This is a genomic window from Pseudomonas sp. P105, from assembly GCF_032614175.1.
GTDB classification, from domain to species: domain Bacteria; phylum Pseudomonadota; class Gammaproteobacteria; order Pseudomonadales; family Pseudomonadaceae; genus Aquipseudomonas; species Aquipseudomonas rhizophila.
This window is the reverse complement of record NZ_CP126693.1, coordinates 4,263,797-4,278,450: the sequence shown is the minus strand read 5'-3', so window position 1 is coordinate 4,278,450 and position 14,654 is coordinate 4,263,797. Positions and strand designations below refer to the sequence as shown.

The window sequence follows — 14,654 nt, the reverse complement described above, 5'->3', positions numbered from 1 at the left end:
TCCGAGACATGCCATGACCACCGTCCGCACCCGCATCGCGCCTTCGCCCACTGGCGATCCCCATGTCGGCACCGCTTACATCGCTTTGTTCAACTATTGCTTTGCCAAGCAGCACGGCGGTGAGTTCATCCTGCGGATCGAGGACACCGACCAGCTGCGTTCGACCCGCGAGTCCGAACAGCAGATCTTCGACGCCCTGCGCTGGCTGGGCATCGACTGGAGCGAAGGTCCGGACGTTGGCGGCCCGCACGGTCCTTACCGCCAGAGCGAGCGCGGTGACATCTATCAGCAGTACTGCCAGCAACTGGTAGACATGGGGCACGCCTTCCCGTGCTTCTGTACCGCCGAAGAGCTGGACCAGATGCGCGCCGAGCAGATCGCTCGCGGCGAGACCCCACGCTACGACGGCCGCGCGCTGCTGCTGTCCAAGGAAGAAGTCGCCCGTCGCCTGGCCGCCGGTGAGCCCCATGTGATCCGCATGAAGGTGCCGACCGAAGGCGTCTGCGTGGTGCCGGACATGCTGCGCGGCGATGTCGAGATCCCGTGGGATCGCATGGACATGCAAGTGCTGATGAAGACCGACGGCCTGCCGACGTATTTCCTGGCGAACGTGGTCGACGATCACCTGATGGGCATCACCCACGTCCTGCGCGGTGAAGAGTGGCTGCCGTCGGCGCCGAAACTGATCCTGCTCTACGAATACTTCGGCTGGGAACAACCGCAGCTGTGCTACATGCCACTGCTGCGTAACCCGGACAAGAGCAAGCTGTCCAAGCGCAAGAACCCGACGTCGGTGACCTTCTACGAACGCATGGGCTTCATGCCTGAGGCGATGCTCAACTACCTGGGGCGCATGGGCTGGTCGATGCCGGACGAGCGCGAGAAGTTCTCGCTGCAGGAAATGGTCGAGCACTTCGACCTGTCGCGGGTGTCGCTGGGTGGTCCGATCTTCGATGTCGAGAAACTCTCCTGGCTCAACGGTCAGTGGTTGCGTGACCTGCCGGTGGAGGAGTTTGCTGCGCGTGTACAGAAGTGGGCATTCAACCCTGAGTACATGATGAAAATCGCTCCCCATGTGCAGGGCAGGGTGGAGACGTTCAGCCAGATCGCCCCTCTGGCCGGCTTCTTCTTTGCCGGCGGCGTGACCCCGGATGCGAAGCTGTTCGAGTCCAAGAAGCTTTCCGGTGATCAAGTGCGCCAATTGATGCAGCTGATCCTGTGGAAGCTCGAAAGTCTGCGCCAGTGGGAAAAGGACAGCATCACCGCGACCATCCAGGCCGTGGTCGAATCGCTGGAGCTGAAACTGCGTGATGCCATGCCGCTGATGTTCGCCGCCATTACTGCTCAGGCCAGCTCGGTGTCGGTGCTCGATGCCATGGAGATCCTTGGCCCGGACCTGACCCGTTTCCGTCTGCGCCAGGCCATCGATCTGCTCGGTGGTGTGTCGAAGAAGGAGAACAAGGAGTGGGAAAAACTGCTGGGCGCGATTGCCTGAGTGCTCGATGAGGCAGGACATACCCCGGTTTTCCGGGGTTTGTCGGTAAGTGATTGTTATCCCGGCAAAAAACTTTCAAATTTGTTGAAAATAAATTTGACAGCCCTCGGATACGCCCTTAAGATTCGCCCCGTCCTCAGCGATGAGGGGCTATAGCTCAGCTGGGAGAGCGCTTGCATGGCATGCAAGAGGTCGACGGTTCGATCCCGTCTAGCTCCACCAATTTACACTTCAAGGCCTGGCCACACCGGTCTTGAAGCGATCAACACTCAGCGTTGATCAGTTGTATAGAAGGGTTTGCGTCCCCTTCGTCTAGTGGCCTAGGACACCGCCCTTTCACGGCGGTAACAGGGGTTCGAGTCCCCTAGGGGACGCCAGTTTTACAGAAGCGATGTTGCAAGATGTCGCTCCGCCGCGAGGCGAAAAATCCGGGGCTATAGCTCAGCTGGGAGAGCGCTTGCATGGCATGCAAGAGGTCGACGGTTCGATCCCGTCTAGCTCCACCAATTACAGGTTCAAGGTTTGGCCACACCGACCTTGAATCGATCAGTTCTCAGCGCTGATCAAGTTAGAAGGTTTGTGTCCCCTTCGTCTAGTGGCCTAGGACACCGCCCTTTCACGGCGGTAACAGGGGTTCGAGTCCCCTAGGGGACGCCACGATTACCCGCTCTGCGGGATTTTATAAGGGTCATTCAATTCTTGAATGGCCCTTTTGTTTGTCTGGCGTTCGGCCAATCTTCAATTCCTTTAACGATGCTTCTGACCAGCGGTCAAAATTTCCGCTTGCGGAAAATTATTACATGGATAATATTTCAGTCGTAATATTCGGAGGTAACGATGAGCGATAAAAAAGCGCAAACCCGCGAACGCATACTCAAGGCCGCCAGTGCTGCGCTGATTCAGCGGGGTCCGGCCGAGCCGAGTGTCGGCGAAGTGATGGGCGCCGCCGGGCTGACAGTGGGCGGCTTCTATGCCCACTTCGAAAGCAAGGATGCCTTGATGCTCGAGGCATTCAAGCAACTGCTCAGCCAGCGTCGTGGCTTGATCGCTGACATGGATGCCGAGCTGAGCGGTGAGGAGCGGCGAACCCTGGCAGCCGCGTTCTACCTGTCGCGCAAGCACCGTGATACCACCGATCTGGCCTGCCCGATCCCGGCATCGGTCGGCGAGCTCGGGCGGCTGCCGGATGAGTTTCGTGAGGTGCTCAATGAGCATATTGAGCTGATGGTTGCGCAGTTGGCGGCCAGCCCGGAAGACGCCGACAAGGCCTTGGCTGACATTGCCCTGATGGTCGGCGGCCTGGCCTTGGCGCGAGCGTTGGGCCCGGGAGAGTTATCGGATCGGTTGCTGCGCGCTGCCAAGTCGGCGGTGCGATGAGCTAAGGCGCAAGCCCTGGAGATGAGCGATGAACAGGTTTAGCTGGATTCGTGGCGTCAATGGCACGCTGGGATGGGTGGCTCCGGGCCTGGTGGCGAAGAAGATGCGATCGCTGTTCATGCGTCCCCGGGACTTGCCGCCAAGGGATTGGGAGCTGCCATTGCTGGCGACCTCCGAGCGCATCACCTTACGCTTCGGTCTGTCCGCCTTGCGTTGGGGCAAAGGTCCGACCGTCTTGTTGATGCATGGCTGGGAAGGGCGACCCACGCAATTTGCCGCGCTGATCACGGCGCTGGTAGGTGCCGGCTACACGGTGGTGGCGTTGGACGGCCCGGCCCATGGCCGCTCACCTGGGCGCGAGGCCAATGTCCTGCTGTTTGCCAGGGCCATGCTCGAAGCCGCGGCGGAGTTACCACCTCTGCAAGCCGTGGTTGGGCATTCCATGGGTGGTGCCAGTGCCATGCTCGCGGTTCAGCTGGGGTTGCGGACCGAGACTCTGGTCAGCATTGCGGCGCCTGCGCGCATTCTTGGCGTGCTGCGTGGGTTCGCCCGGATGATGGGGCTGCCGCCCAAGGCGCGATCGGCCTTCATTCGCCAAGTGGAAAACGATGTGGGCATGCCGGCTTCGAGGATGGATGTCGCCCATTACCAACTGGACGTGCCCGGGCTGATTGTCCATGCCGAGGACGACACCTTCGTTTCGGTCAAGGAATCGCAACTGATTCACGAAGCCTGGTTCGACAGCCGCTTGCTGCGCTTGCCGCAGGGCGGCCACCAGCGGGTGCTGGCCGATCCTCGCGTCATTGATGGCGTGTTATCCCTGCTGGCCGGGCGCAGTCTGCAAGCACGGCAATCGGCTTGATCTGTGGGAGCAAGGCTTGGCCGCGATGGCGGTCAAGCTCGGATCCGTTACACTGGCCCCCACCAAATTCGACTGGGAGAGGGGCATGGGCTGGGATCGGGCAACGCCGTTCATTATTGATCTTCAAGTAAATGCTGAAGACATCGACGGGCTGGGCCACGCCAATAACGCGGTATACGTCACCTGGCTTGAGCGCTGTGCCTGGCGCCATTCCCAGCGCCTGGGGCTGGATCTGGTGGAGTATCGGCGGCTGGACCGGGCCATGGCGGTTGTGCGTCATGAGATCGATTACCTGGCGGCGGCCTACGAAGGTGACGAGTTGCAACTGGCTACCTGGATCGTCGACTGGGATCAGCGATTGAAGATGAATCGGCATTTCCAGCTGATTCGCCCCAGCGACAACACCACGTTATTGCGGGCCCAGACCACATTTGTCTGCATTGAACTGTCCACCGGCAGGCCCAAGCGCATGCCGCCGGAGTTCATCGAGGGTTATGGTCCTGCGCTGATGACATCCGGCATTCTCATAGACTGACCCAGCGCTATCGCGAGCAAGCTCGCTCCCACAGGGATCTGTGGTGGATGCAGAATCTGTGAACACGCGGGATCCAGTGTGGGAGCCGAGCTTGCTCGCGATGACGGCCGCACATTCGGTATCAATGCAAGCTGACCCAGCGCTATCACGAGCAAGCTCAACTCCCACAGGGGATTGGTGGTGAATTCCGATGTTGTGGGCAAAATCCGGTAAACTGCCGCACGTTTTTCGTTGAGTGTGTTTTTCCATGCAAATTGCCCTGGCGCCCATGGAGGGGTTGGTTGACAACATCCTGCGGGACGTTCTGACCCGTGTTGGCGGTATCGACTGGTGCGTGACCGAGTTCATTCGCATCAATGACCGTCTGCTCACACCGGCCTATTTCCACAAGCTTGCCCCTGAGCTGCTGACCGGTGCCCGGACCGCTGCCGGCGTACCGCTGCGGGTGCAATTGCTGGGTTCCGATCCGGTGTGCCTGGCGGAGAACGCCGCATTGGCCTGCGAGCTGGGTTCGCAGGTTATCGACCTGAACTTCGGCTGTCCGGCCAAGACTGTGAATAAATCACGGGGTGGGGCGGTGTTGCTCAAAGAGCCGGAGCTGCTCAACGAAATTGTCGAGCACGTGCGCCGCGCGGTGCCCAGGCACATTCCCGTTACCGCCAAGATGCGCCTGGGTTTCGACAGCCCGGATGGGGCGTTGGTCTGTGCCACGGCATTGGCCGAAGGTGGCGCGGCGCACATTGTGGTGCATGCGCGGACCAAGACCGACGGCTATAAACCACCGGCCCACTGGGAGTGGATCCCACGGGTTCAGGATGTGGTCAAGGTCCCGGTATTCGCCAACGGCGATATCTGGAGCGTTGAAGACTGGCGCCGGTGCCGCGAGATCAGTGGTGTGGAAGACATCATGCTCGGTCGCGGCCTCGTTTCCCGTCCTGATCTGGCCCGGCAGATCGCTGCGGCCAGGGCCGGTGAAGAGGTGATCGAGCTGTCCTGGGCCGAGTTGCAACCCATGCTCCAGGACTTCTGGGTGCAGGTGGTCGAGCAATTGACCCCACGCCAGGCGCCCGGCCGGTTGAAGCAGTGGCTGGCGATGCTGACTCGCAATTATCCCGAAGCGGTGGAGCTGTTTACCGCCCTGCGCCGGGAAACCGACCTGGACGCGGTAGGCCATTTGCTGGGCGTGCAGCGCACCGAAGCGGCCTGAAAAAAATTTCAAAACAACCTCTTGAAAAGTTTTTGGCGGTCCCTAGATAGGGATTACGCGATGCCGAATTCGGGTCGCGGAGACAAAAAACCTTGCTGAACTTTTCAGGAGATTTGAATCATGAGTACTGCATTTTCCCTGGCTCCTCTGTTCCGTTCCTCGGTGGGCTTCGACCGTTTCAACGACCTGTTCGAAACCGCCTTGCGCAACGAACCGGGCAGTAGCTATCCACCCTACAACGTGGAAAAACATGGCGATGACGAGTATCGCATCGTGGTTGCCGCCGCCGGGTTCCAGGAAGACGACCTGGACCTGCAAGTGGAAAAAGGTGTGCTGACCATCAGCGGTGGTAAGCGCGAAGCGAGCAACGACAGCGTGACCTATCTGCACCAGGGTATCGCCCAGCGTGCGTTCAAGCTGTCCTTCCGGTTGGCCGATCATATCGAGATCAAATCCGCCGGCCTGAGCAACGGTCTGTTGAGCATCGACCTGTTGCGAGTGATCCCGGAAGAGGCGAAAGCCAAGCGCATCCCGATCAACGGGGCGCAGCAACAACCCGCGCTGCAAAACTGATGCATCGCAACTAATGAAGAAGGGCGCCATTGGCGCCCTTTTTCATTGTGGAGCCCTCATTGCTGGCTCCTCTGTCAGGGCAGCAGTCGCTCAAACGCGTCTAGCGGCAACGGCCGACTGTGCAGGTAGCCCTGGTACAAATGGCAACCCAGCCCCTGCAGGAAGCTCAGTTGTTCCTGCGTCTCGACACCTTCGGCAATCACCTCCAGCTCAAGGCTGCGGGCCATGGCGACGATGGCGCGGATGATTTCGGTATCGTTGGGGGCACTGGTGGCGTCGCGCACGAATGACTGATCGATTTTCAGGGTATCCACTGGCAGACGTTTGAGGTAGGTCAACGACGAATAACCGGTCCCGAAATCGTCCATGGCGAAGCTCACCCCCAATTTTTTCAGGCGACGCATCTTGGCGATGGTGTCGTCCAGGTTCTGGATCACGATGCCCTCGGTGATTTCCAGCTTGAGCATGGCGTAAGGCAGGCCATAGGTGGCGAGGCAGCTTTCGATGCGCTCGACGAAGTCGCTCTGGCGGAACTGCCGTGGGCTGATATTCACGCACAGGCTGAATTGCAGCGGATCGATCTTGCCCTTGGCGATCAGTTGTTTGAAGCCGTTGCAGGCTTCATCGAGAATCCAGGTGCCAACTTCCAGAATCAGCCCGCTGTCCTCCAGCACTTTGATGAATTCATTCGGTGATTGGGCGCCCAATTCGGGGTGATGCCAGCGCACCAGCGTTTCGGCGCCGATGATGCGGTTGTCCCGGGCGTCGACCTGAGGTTGGAAATGTACGCTGAACTCCCCGCGAGCCAAGGCCTGGCGCAGGTCGGTTTCCATGCGCAGCCGTTCGCTGGCGGCTTTTTGCATGGTGGTGTGGAACATCTGCGAGGTGTTGCGCCCCGAATCCTTGGCGCGGTACAGCGCAATGTCGGCGCGCTTGAGCAGGTCGGTGGGGGTGGAGCCATGGTCGGGAATCAGCGCCATGCCGATGCTCGGCGTGACCTGCAACCGTTGGCCATCGAGAAACATCGGCTCCGACAGTAATTCGCGCAGAGTGTCGGCCAGGTTCTGTACCTGTTGGCTGACTGCGCTGCGGGTGCCTTCCAAGCCGCTGAGCAGCACCACGAATTCGTCGCCGCCCAGCCTCGCCACGGTGTCTTCCAGGCGCACGCTGGCTTCCAGGCGTGCGGTGATGATTTTCAGCACCGTGTCGCCCACTGGGTGGCCCAGGGAGTCGTTGATGTGCTTGAAGTGGTCCAGGTCCAGAAACAACAGGGCGCCCCGCAGGTTATGGCGCTTGAGCAAGGCGATCTGCTGGCTCAGCCGATCCATCAGTAAGGCGCGGTTGGGCAGGTTGGTCAGCGGGTCGTGATAGGCCAAATGGCGGATCTGTGCTTCGGCATTGCGCAACAGGCTCACGTCCCGGGCGGTCAGCAGCAGGCAGGCCGTTTCATTGAGCATGATGGGTTCGACCGAGACCTCCACCGTGAGGATCTCTCCGCGTTTATTGCGCCCGAGCATTTCCTGGTGATGCACCCGGCCCTTGAGCTCCAGTTCGGCCAGCAAGGCCATGCGTTGTTTTTCTTCAGCCCAGATACCGACCTCGTAGACCGTGTGCCCGATCACTTCGTCGGCGCGGTAGCCGGTCAGGCGGCAGAAGCCGTCATTGACTTCAAGGTAGCGGCCGCTGTCGCGTTCGGTGATGGTGATGGCGTCAGGGCTGGAATGGAAAGCCTTGGCGAATTTCTCCTCGCTGGCCTTGAGGGCCGCCTCGGAGCGCTGCTGCTGGGAGATATCCCGCAGGGTGGTGACGATGCAGGGCTGGTTGCCGACGTTGATCTGGCGACTGGAAATCACGCATGTCAGCGGCTGGCCGTTTTTATGGTGGACGACGACGGCCACGTTGTTCAGGGAGCGCTCGCGTATCACCCTTTCGATGCGTTGCAGGCTGCTCCCCGAGGCATCCCACAGGCCGATTTCGTCGGCGCTCAGGCCGATCACGTCGGTGGCTGACCAGCCGAAGGTCTGGGTGAAGCTGGAATTGATTTCGAGGAACCGGCCACTTTCCTGATGGGTAACGCAGATCGGGTCGGGGCTGACCTGGAACAGGGTGGCGAATTTTTCTTCCGACGCCGCCAGGCTCTGTTCGCGTTCTACCTGGTCAGTGATGTCCAGCAAGGTACCGGCCATGCGCAGCGGGCTGCCGTCGTCATTACGATAGAGACGTGCGCGGCTTTCCAGGTATCGGGCGCTGCCGTCCGGCATTTGTACGCGGTAGGTCAGTTGATAATTCCCCGCCGGGCCTTCCCGCAGGCTGCGGTAGGCGTTGCGCATGTTGTTGCGCTCGTCATCGGGCACCCCTTCGAAAAACGCATCGAACGACTCGTGGAACGGCTTGGGCTCCAGGCCATGCAGCTGCGCCGCCCGGGCCGAGCCGTAGAGCATGCCGCTGGGAATATGCCAGTCCCAGGTGCCCAGTTGCGCCGAATCGAGGGCCAGATCGAGGCGTTCCTGGCTGTCCTTGAGGGCCTGTTCGGCAAGTTTGCGTTCGGTGGTATCGAGGAAGGTGCTCAGCAGATAAGGCTGGCCTTCCAGCTCGACCTTCTGGGCGCTGAGCAGGCCGCTGTGGATCTGACCATTGCTGGCCTGCAGTTCCACCTCCATGCTCGCCATTTCGCCGTTGGCCTTGATGATCTCAACCAGTTTTGCCCGCTGTCCGGGGTCGACCCATAGGCCCAGTTCCAGCGTCGTGCGGCCGATGATGTCGTGCAGCGGCCAGCCAAACAGACTTTCGAAATACTGGTTGGCCTCGATGATCAGCCCGTCTTCCTGGCGGGTCAGCAGCACCATGTTCGGACATAGGTGAAAGAGCGTGGCGAAGCGTTTTTCCGAGTTGCGCAGTGCCTGCTCCCGTTCGCGCTGGTGCGTGATCTCCCGGATTACTCCGATCATCCGCGGGCGGCCGTGTTTGTCGGGTAATACGCTGCCGTTGATTTCCAGCCAGTGCAGGCTGCCGTCGGGCCAGACGATGCGATGGTGCATGGCCTGTTCCAGCGGCGCACCGGCCACAGCCGCATGAAAGGCGCGGATGGCCTTTGCTCGGTCTTGGGGGAGTAACAGGTCCAGATAGTCCACATCCGCCGGCAATGGCTGGCGCGGATCGAAGCCGAACAGCGCCTGGGTGCCCCGTGACCAACTGATCCGCCCGGTATCAATGTCCCACGACCAGGCTCCCAGGCGCGCGCCGTTCAGGGCGGCCAGCAACTGTGGGGCACTGTCCCAGCTTTGCTCGGACCGTTTCGGGTCTAGCGCCTGAATGCGCGGCAGGGGCGGGAACTGGTCAGCGGACTTGGGCATTATCTCGCGAGCCTTGGGCAATTTTGGGCGTTGGGCGCAGGCGTTTCGGCTCTATAGGAGTAGCACAACCTATGCCCTTTTCCCTGGCAGATCGATTTGTGCGTCCAGTAAGGACATGAAAGCCCGTGCAGCATTCGACAGCGTCCGTTCGGTGTGCAAGATATAGCCTAGCTGGCGACTGAGCTGTATGCCCGGCAAAGGAATGCGTGCCACCTGTTCATCGAGCATGGTGCGCGGCAGGACGCTCCAGGCCAGGCCGATGGAGACCATCATTTTTATGGTTTCCAGATAATTCGTGCTCATGGCGATGTTCGGCGTCAGGCCCTGGGCTTCGAACAGGCGTTGAACAATGTGGTGGGTAAAGGTATTGCCGCCGGGGAAAACCGCCGGATGCAAGGCGATGTCTGCCAGGCTGACCGGGCCGTTGTCCAACAGCGCGTGTTCCGGCGCCACCACGAAATCCAGGGGGTCGTCCCACACCGGCGTGGCGCGTACCAGCGTGTGCGGTTCCGGGGCCAGGGTGATGACCGCCAGCTCCGCCCGGCCGTGGAGAATTTCTTCGTAGGCCACTTCCGAATCGAGGAACTGAATATCCAGCGCCACCTCAGGGTAGCGTCGGGTGAACTCCCTCAATAGAGGTGGCAGCCGATGCAGGCCGATGTGGTGGCTGGTGGCGAGCGTCAGGCGTCCGGTCACTTCACCGGTCAGGTTGGTCAGGGCGCGGCGGGTGTCATCCAGCACGTTCAGAATCTGATAGGCCCGTGGCAGAAGGGCTCGTCCAGCCTCGGTCAGGCCGACTTCTCGACCGAGCCGATCGAACAGGCGCACTTTGAGCTGTTGCTCCAGCCCGGCGATACGCTTGCTGATGGCCGGCTGGGTCAGGTGCAGGCGTTCACCGGCGCCGGAGAAACTGCCGGTCTCGGCGATGGCGATAAAGGCGTTAAGGCTGGCGAGGTCCATGGTCGTCCTGGTCGAATTCCAAATGGTTATGCAAAGCATGAAAAATATGAATTTGAGTTATTTAATGTAGCCTCATAAGATCAGCCTCACAAGCCAAGGGGTTATTGATTCACTCAAGACCCGGGGCATAGAAACAAGCTGATGAGGAACCGTCTGATGGCCGGCAAAACGCTCTACGACAAGCTCTGGGATTCGCATTTGGTCAAGCAGCGCGACGATGGTTCGGCGCTGATCTACATCGACCGTCACATCATCCATGAAGTGACTTCGCCGCAAGCCTTCGAAGGCCTGCGTCTGGCCGGGCGCAAGCCGTGGCGCATCGATGCCAATATCGCGACCCCGGACCACAACGTACCGACCACGCCGGAGCGCAAGGGCGGCATCGAAGCCATTGCCGATCAGGTGTCGCGCTTGCAGGTTCAGACCCTTGACGATAACTGTGACGAATACGGCATCGTTGAATTCAAGATGAATGACGTGCGCCAGGGTATCGTCCACGTCATTGGCCCGGAGCAGGGCGCGACCTTGCCCGGCATGACCGTGGTCTGCGGCGACTCCCATACTTCCACCCATGGTGCGTTTGGCGCCTTGGCCCACGGCATCGGCACCTCCGAGGTCGAGCACGTGCTCGCTACCCAGTGCCTGGTCGCCAAGAAAATGAAAAACATGCTGGTGCGCGTCGAGGGCAAGCTGCCGTTTGGCGTGACTGCCAAGGACATCGTCCTGGCCGTGATCGGCAAGATCGGCACCGCCGGTGGTAACGGCCATGCCATCGAGTTCGCCGGCAGCGCCATCCGCGATTTGTCCGTGGAAGGGCGCATGACCATCTGCAACATGTCCATCGAAGCCGGCGCTCGTGTCGGGCTGGTGGCCGCCGATGAAAAAACCGTGGAGTACGTCAAGGGCCGTCCGTTCGCCCCCAAGGGCGCCGAGTGGGACATGGCGGTGCAAGCCTGGAAAGACCTGGTTTCCGACGCCGACGCGCAGTTCGACACCGTGGTCGAACTCGACGCGACGCAAATCAAGCCGCAAGTCAGCTGGGGCACTTCCCCGGAAATGGTCCTGGCCGTGGACCAGAACGTGCCCGATCCTGCCAAGGAGATGGATCTGGTCAAGCGAGACTCCATCGTCCGCGCCCTGAAATACATGGGTTTGAGCGCCAACCAGGCGATCACCGACATTCAGCTGGACCGTGTGTTCATTGGCTCCTGCACCAACTCGCGGATCGAAGACCTGCGCGCAGCGGCGGTGATCGCCAAGGGCCGCAAAGTCGCCTCGACCATCAAGCAGGCCATCGTGGTGCCAGGCTCGGGCCTGGTGAAGGCCCAGGCGGAAGCCGAAGGTCTGGACAAGATTTTCCTCGAGGCCGGTTTCGAATGGCGTGAGCCTGGGTGCTCGATGTGCCTGGCGATGAACCCGGACCGTTTGGAGTCGGGCGAGCATTGCGCCTCCACCTCCAACCGTAACTTCGAAGGCCGTCAGGGCGCCGGTGGCCGTACGCATCTGGTCAGCCCGGCCATGGCCGCCGCCGCCGCCGTCAACGGCCGTTTCGTCGACGTCCGTGAATTGATCTGAAGGAGCGCAGCATGAAAGCTTTTACCCAGCACACTGGTCTTGTCGCGCCTTTGGATCGTGCCAACGTCGACACCGACCAGATCATCCCCAAGCAGTTTTTGAAGTCGATCAAGCGCACCGGCTTCGGCCCGAACCTGTTTGACGAGTGGCGCTACCTGGATGTGGGCCAGCCGTACCAGGACAACTCCAAGCGCCCGTTGAACAAGGATTTCGTCCTCAACGCCGAACGTTACCAAGGCGCCAGCGTGTTGCTGGCCCGCGAAAACTTCGGCTGCGGCTCCAGTCGCGAACACGCGCCATGGGCCCTTGAAGAGTACGGCTTTCGCAGCATCATTGCGCCGAGCTACGCCGACATCTTCTTCAACAACAGCTTCAAGAACGGCTTGTTGCCGATCATCCTGAGCGACGCTGAAGTCGATGAGTTGTTCCAGCAGGTCGAGGCCAACCCCGGCTATCAACTGCAGATCGACCTGGCGGCCCAGACCGTGACCCGTCCTGACGGCAAGGTGTTGCGTTTCGAGATCGATGCATTCCGTAAGCACTGCCTGCTCAACGGTCTGGACGACATCGGCCTGACCTTGCAGGACGGCGAGGCGATTGCCACGTTCGAGGCCAAGCACCGGGCGAGCCAGCCTTGGTTGTTTCGGGATGCTTGATTGATCTGAGATTGATGTCGTCAGTGCTGGCCCCTTCGCGAGCAAGCTCGCTCCCACAGGTGTTTTGTGAACACCATAAATCCCCTGTGGGAGCGAGCTTGCTCGCGATGGGGTCCGCCCAGGCAATAAAAAACCATAAGGACATCCCATGACCAGCACCGCCCACAGTCAGGTCGTACAAAAGCAATTCGGTGAACAGGCTTCGGCCTATCTGAGCAGTGCTGTGCACGCCCAGGGCACTGAGTTCGCCCTGCTGCAGGCTGAGCTTGCCGGGCGCGGCGAGGCCCGTGTGCTGGACCTGGGCTGCGGCGCTGGGCACGTGAGTTTCCATGTGGCGCCGCTGGCCGGTGAAGTGGTGGCCTACGACCTGTCCCAGCCAATGCTTGACGTTGTAGCTACGGCGGCAGCGGATCGTGGTCTGAGTAACATCACCACGGTGTGCGGCGCCGCCGAACGCCTGCCGTTCGCTAACGCTGAGTTCGACTTCGTGTTCAGCCGCTATTCGGCGCATCATTGGAGCGACCTGGGCTTGGCGCTGCGGGAAGTGCGCCGGGTGCTCAAGCCGGGTGGAGTGGCGGCGTTCATTGATGTCCTGTCACCCGGCATGCCGTTGTTGGACACGTACCTGCAAAGCGTTGAGGTGCTGCGTGACACCAGCCATGTTCGCGATTATTCGGCCGGCGAGTGGTTGCGCCAGGTCAGCGAGGCGGGGTTGCATACCCGCAGCACCACGCGCCAGCGTCTGCGCCTGGAGTACCAGTCGTGGGTCGAGCGCATGCGCACCCCCGAAGTGATGCGTGGGGCGATCCGTGAGCTGCAGCGATCGATGGGTGTTGAGGTGCGTGAATATTTTGAGATTGAGGCCGATGGTTCGTTCAGTACAGACGTACTGGTGCTGTGGGCCGAGCGATAGCACTTTTTCCGGCCAGTCCAAGCGCGGGCCGACAGAGCAAACGAGGAAAACATGAGCAAGCAGATTCTGATTCTCCCAGGCGACGGTATTGGCCCGGAAATCATGGCCGAAGCGGTCAAGGTCCTAGAGCTGGCGAACGACAAGTACGGCCTGGGCTTTGAACTCAGCCACGATGTGATCGGCGGCGCTGCGATCGACAAGCATGGCGTCCCCCTGGCCGATGAAACCCTGGATCGCGCGCGTGCCGCCGATGCCGTACTGCTGGGCGCCGTGGGCGGCCCGAAATGGGACAAGATCGAACGCGACATCCGTCCTGAGCGCGGCCTGCTGAAGATCCGTGCGCAACTGGGCCTGTTCGGCAATCTGCGTCCGGCAATCCTCTACCCGCAACTGGCCGACGCTTCGAGCCTGAAGCCGGAAATCGTTTCGGGCCTGGACATCCTCATCGTCCGTGAACTGACCGGCGGTATCTACTTCGGCGCCCCGCGCGGCACCCGTGAGCTGGATAATGGCGAGCGTCAGGCCTACGACACCTTGCCGTACAGCGAGAGCGAAATCCGCCGTATCGCCCGGGTCGGTTTTGATATGGCGCGGGTGCGCGGCAAAAAACTGTGCTCGGTGGACAAGGCCAACGTCCTGGCTTCCAGCCAACTGTGGCGCGAAGTGGTCGAGCAGGTGGCCAAGGATTACCCGGACATCGAACTGAGCCACATGTACGTCGATAACGCTGCCATGCAACTGGTGCGCGCGCCCAAGCAGTTCGACGTGATCGTCACCGACAATATGTTCGGTGACATCCTGTCCGATGAAGCCTCGATGCTCACCGGCTCCATCGGCATGCTGCCGTCGGCCTCCCTGGATGCCAACAACAAAGGCATGTACGAGCCATGCCACGGTTCGGCGCCGGACATTGCCGGGCAGGGCATTGCCAACCCGTTGGCAACCATCCTGTCGGTGTCGATGATGCTGCGCTACAGCTTCAGTCTCAATGACGCGGCTGATGCCATCGAGAAGGCGGTCAGTGTGGTATTGGATCAAGGTTTGCGCACGGGCGACATCTGGTCGACCGGTTGTACCAAAGTCGGTACGCAGCAAATGGGCGATGCAGTAGTCGCCGCGTTGCGTAATCTGTAATCTTTGCGGCCCAC

The 14,654-nt window shown here is 60.7% G+C and carries 12 protein-coding genes and 4 tRNA genes; 14 read left to right on the top strand and 2 right to left on the bottom strand.

Features of this window, described 5'->3' with window-relative positions; all coding sequences use genetic code 11:
* Window positions 1-13 precede the first annotated feature (13 nt).
* From gltX to QOM08_RS19145, 10 genes are all read left to right on the top strand, one after another.
* Entirely contained in the window at window positions 14-1,495 is a 1,482-nt protein-coding gene (gene gltX, locus QOM08_RS19190) for a glutamate--tRNA ligase (RefSeq protein WP_316911996.1), read from the top strand.
* Window positions 1,496-1,641: 146 nt separating this feature from the next.
* Window positions 1,642-1,717: transfer RNA gene (locus QOM08_RS19185), tRNA-Ala, on the top strand.
* Window positions 1,718-1,796: 79 nt separating this feature from the next.
* Window positions 1,797-1,872, top strand: a tRNA-Glu gene (locus tag QOM08_RS19180).
* A 53-nt stretch (window positions 1,873-1,925) separates the two neighbouring features.
* Window positions 1,926-2,001 (top strand) — tRNA-Ala (locus QOM08_RS19175).
* A 75-nt stretch (window positions 2,002-2,076) separates the two neighbouring features.
* Window positions 2,077-2,152: transfer RNA gene (locus QOM08_RS19170), tRNA-Glu, on the top strand.
* Window positions 2,153-2,332: 180 nt separating this feature from the next.
* The gene (locus QOM08_RS19165) at window positions 2,333-2,872 is read left to right on the top strand and encodes a TetR/AcrR family transcriptional regulator (RefSeq protein ID WP_076383913.1); all 540 of its coding nucleotides are present in this window, start codon (window positions 2,333-2,335) and stop codon (window positions 2,870-2,872) included.
* A gap of 28 nt (window positions 2,873-2,900) precedes the next feature.
* Window positions 2,901-3,734, top strand: coding sequence for an alpha/beta fold hydrolase (locus QOM08_RS19160; protein WP_047229252.1), 834 nt, complete (start codon window positions 2,901-2,903; stop codon window positions 3,732-3,734).
* An 85-nt stretch (window positions 3,735-3,819) separates the two neighbouring features.
* On the top strand, window positions 3,820-4,269 hold the full coding sequence (locus tag QOM08_RS19155) for an acyl-CoA thioesterase (RefSeq protein ID WP_047229251.1): 450 nt from the start codon (window positions 3,820-3,822) through the stop codon (window positions 4,267-4,269).
* Window positions 4,270-4,516: 247 nt separating this feature from the next.
* Complete coding sequence (locus QOM08_RS19150) at window positions 4,517-5,476, top strand: tRNA dihydrouridine synthase (protein ID WP_076383914.1); 960 nt, start codon at window positions 4,517-4,519, stop codon at window positions 5,474-5,476.
* 120 nt (window positions 5,477-5,596) lie between these two features.
* On the top strand, window positions 5,597-6,049 hold the full coding sequence (locus QOM08_RS19145; RefSeq protein WP_047229249.1) for an Hsp20 family protein: 453 nt from the start codon (window positions 5,597-5,599) through the stop codon (window positions 6,047-6,049).
* A 74-nt stretch (window positions 6,050-6,123) separates the two neighbouring features.
* Here the strand turns inward: QOM08_RS19145 and QOM08_RS19140 are convergent, their stop codons facing one another.
* Complete coding sequence (locus QOM08_RS19140; protein WP_316911995.1) at window positions 6,124-9,402, bottom strand: EAL domain-containing protein; 3,279 nt, start codon at window positions 9,400-9,402, stop codon at window positions 6,124-6,126.
* A gap of 69 nt (window positions 9,403-9,471) precedes the next feature.
* Window positions 9,472-10,362, bottom strand: a complete 891-nt coding sequence (locus QOM08_RS19135; protein ID WP_047229247.1) for a LysR family transcriptional regulator — start codon at window positions 10,360-10,362, stop codon at window positions 9,472-9,474.
* A 156-nt stretch (window positions 10,363-10,518) separates the two neighbouring features.
* On the opposite strand from QOM08_RS19135, the gene leuC reads away from it, so the two are divergent.
* From leuC to leuB, 4 genes are all read left to right on the top strand, one after another.
* Window positions 10,519-11,937: a 3-isopropylmalate dehydratase large subunit gene (gene leuC, locus QOM08_RS19130; protein ID WP_076383915.1), complete on the top strand. Its 1,419-nt coding sequence runs from the start codon at window positions 10,519-10,521 to the stop codon at window positions 11,935-11,937.
* An 11-nt stretch (window positions 11,938-11,948) separates the two neighbouring features.
* The gene (gene leuD / locus QOM08_RS19125; protein ID WP_047229245.1) at window positions 11,949-12,593 is read left to right on the top strand and encodes a 3-isopropylmalate dehydratase small subunit; all 645 of its coding nucleotides are present in this window, start codon (window positions 11,949-11,951) and stop codon (window positions 12,591-12,593) included.
* A gap of 148 nt (window positions 12,594-12,741) precedes the next feature.
* Window positions 12,742-13,506, top strand: coding sequence for a class I SAM-dependent methyltransferase (locus QOM08_RS19120; RefSeq protein WP_139049560.1), 765 nt, complete (start codon window positions 12,742-12,744; stop codon window positions 13,504-13,506).
* Window positions 13,507-13,557: 51 nt separating this feature from the next.
* A complete protein-coding gene (gene leuB, locus QOM08_RS19115) occupies window positions 13,558-14,640 on the top strand; it encodes a 3-isopropylmalate dehydrogenase (RefSeq protein WP_047229243.1) in 1,083 nt (360 codons plus the stop codon).
* Window positions 14,641-14,654: the final 14 nt, after the last annotated feature.

Bases quoted from the DNA above. Each gene is read 5' to 3' on its own strand.
- QOM08_RS19120 (WP_139049560.1), top strand. From the start codon at position 12,742: ATGACCAGCACCGCCCACAGTCAGGTCGTACAAAAGCAATTCGGTGAA.
- QOM08_RS19150 (WP_076383914.1), top strand. From the start codon at position 4,517: ATGCAAATTGCCCTGGCGCCCATGGAGGGGTTGGTTGACAACATCCTG.
- leuC (WP_076383915.1), top strand. From the start codon at position 10,519: ATGGCCGGCAAAACGCTCTACGACAAGCTCTGGGATTCGCATTTGGTC.
- gltX (WP_316911996.1), top strand. From the start codon at position 14: ATGACCACCGTCCGCACCCGCATCGCGCCTTCGCCCACTGGCGATCCC.
- QOM08_RS19160 (WP_047229252.1), top strand. From the start codon at position 2,901: ATGAACAGGTTTAGCTGGATTCGTGGCGTCAATGGCACGCTGGGATGG.
- leuB (WP_047229243.1), top strand. From the start codon at position 13,558: ATGAGCAAGCAGATTCTGATTCTCCCAGGCGACGGTATTGGCCCGGAA.
- QOM08_RS19145 (WP_047229249.1), top strand. From the start codon at position 5,597: ATGAGTACTGCATTTTCCCTGGCTCCTCTGTTCCGTTCCTCGGTGGGC.
- QOM08_RS19140 (WP_316911995.1), bottom strand. From the start codon at position 9,402: ATGCCCAAGTCCGCTGACCAGTTCCCGCCCCTGCCGCGCATTCAGGCG.
- QOM08_RS19155 (WP_047229251.1), top strand. From the start codon at position 3,820: ATGGGCTGGGATCGGGCAACGCCGTTCATTATTGATCTTCAAGTAAAT.
- leuD (WP_047229245.1), top strand. From the start codon at position 11,949: ATGAAAGCTTTTACCCAGCACACTGGTCTTGTCGCGCCTTTGGATCGT.
- QOM08_RS19135 (WP_047229247.1), bottom strand. From the start codon at position 10,362: ATGGACCTCGCCAGCCTTAACGCCTTTATCGCCATCGCCGAGACCGGC.
- QOM08_RS19165 (WP_076383913.1), top strand. From the start codon at position 2,333: ATGAGCGATAAAAAAGCGCAAACCCGCGAACGCATACTCAAGGCCGCC.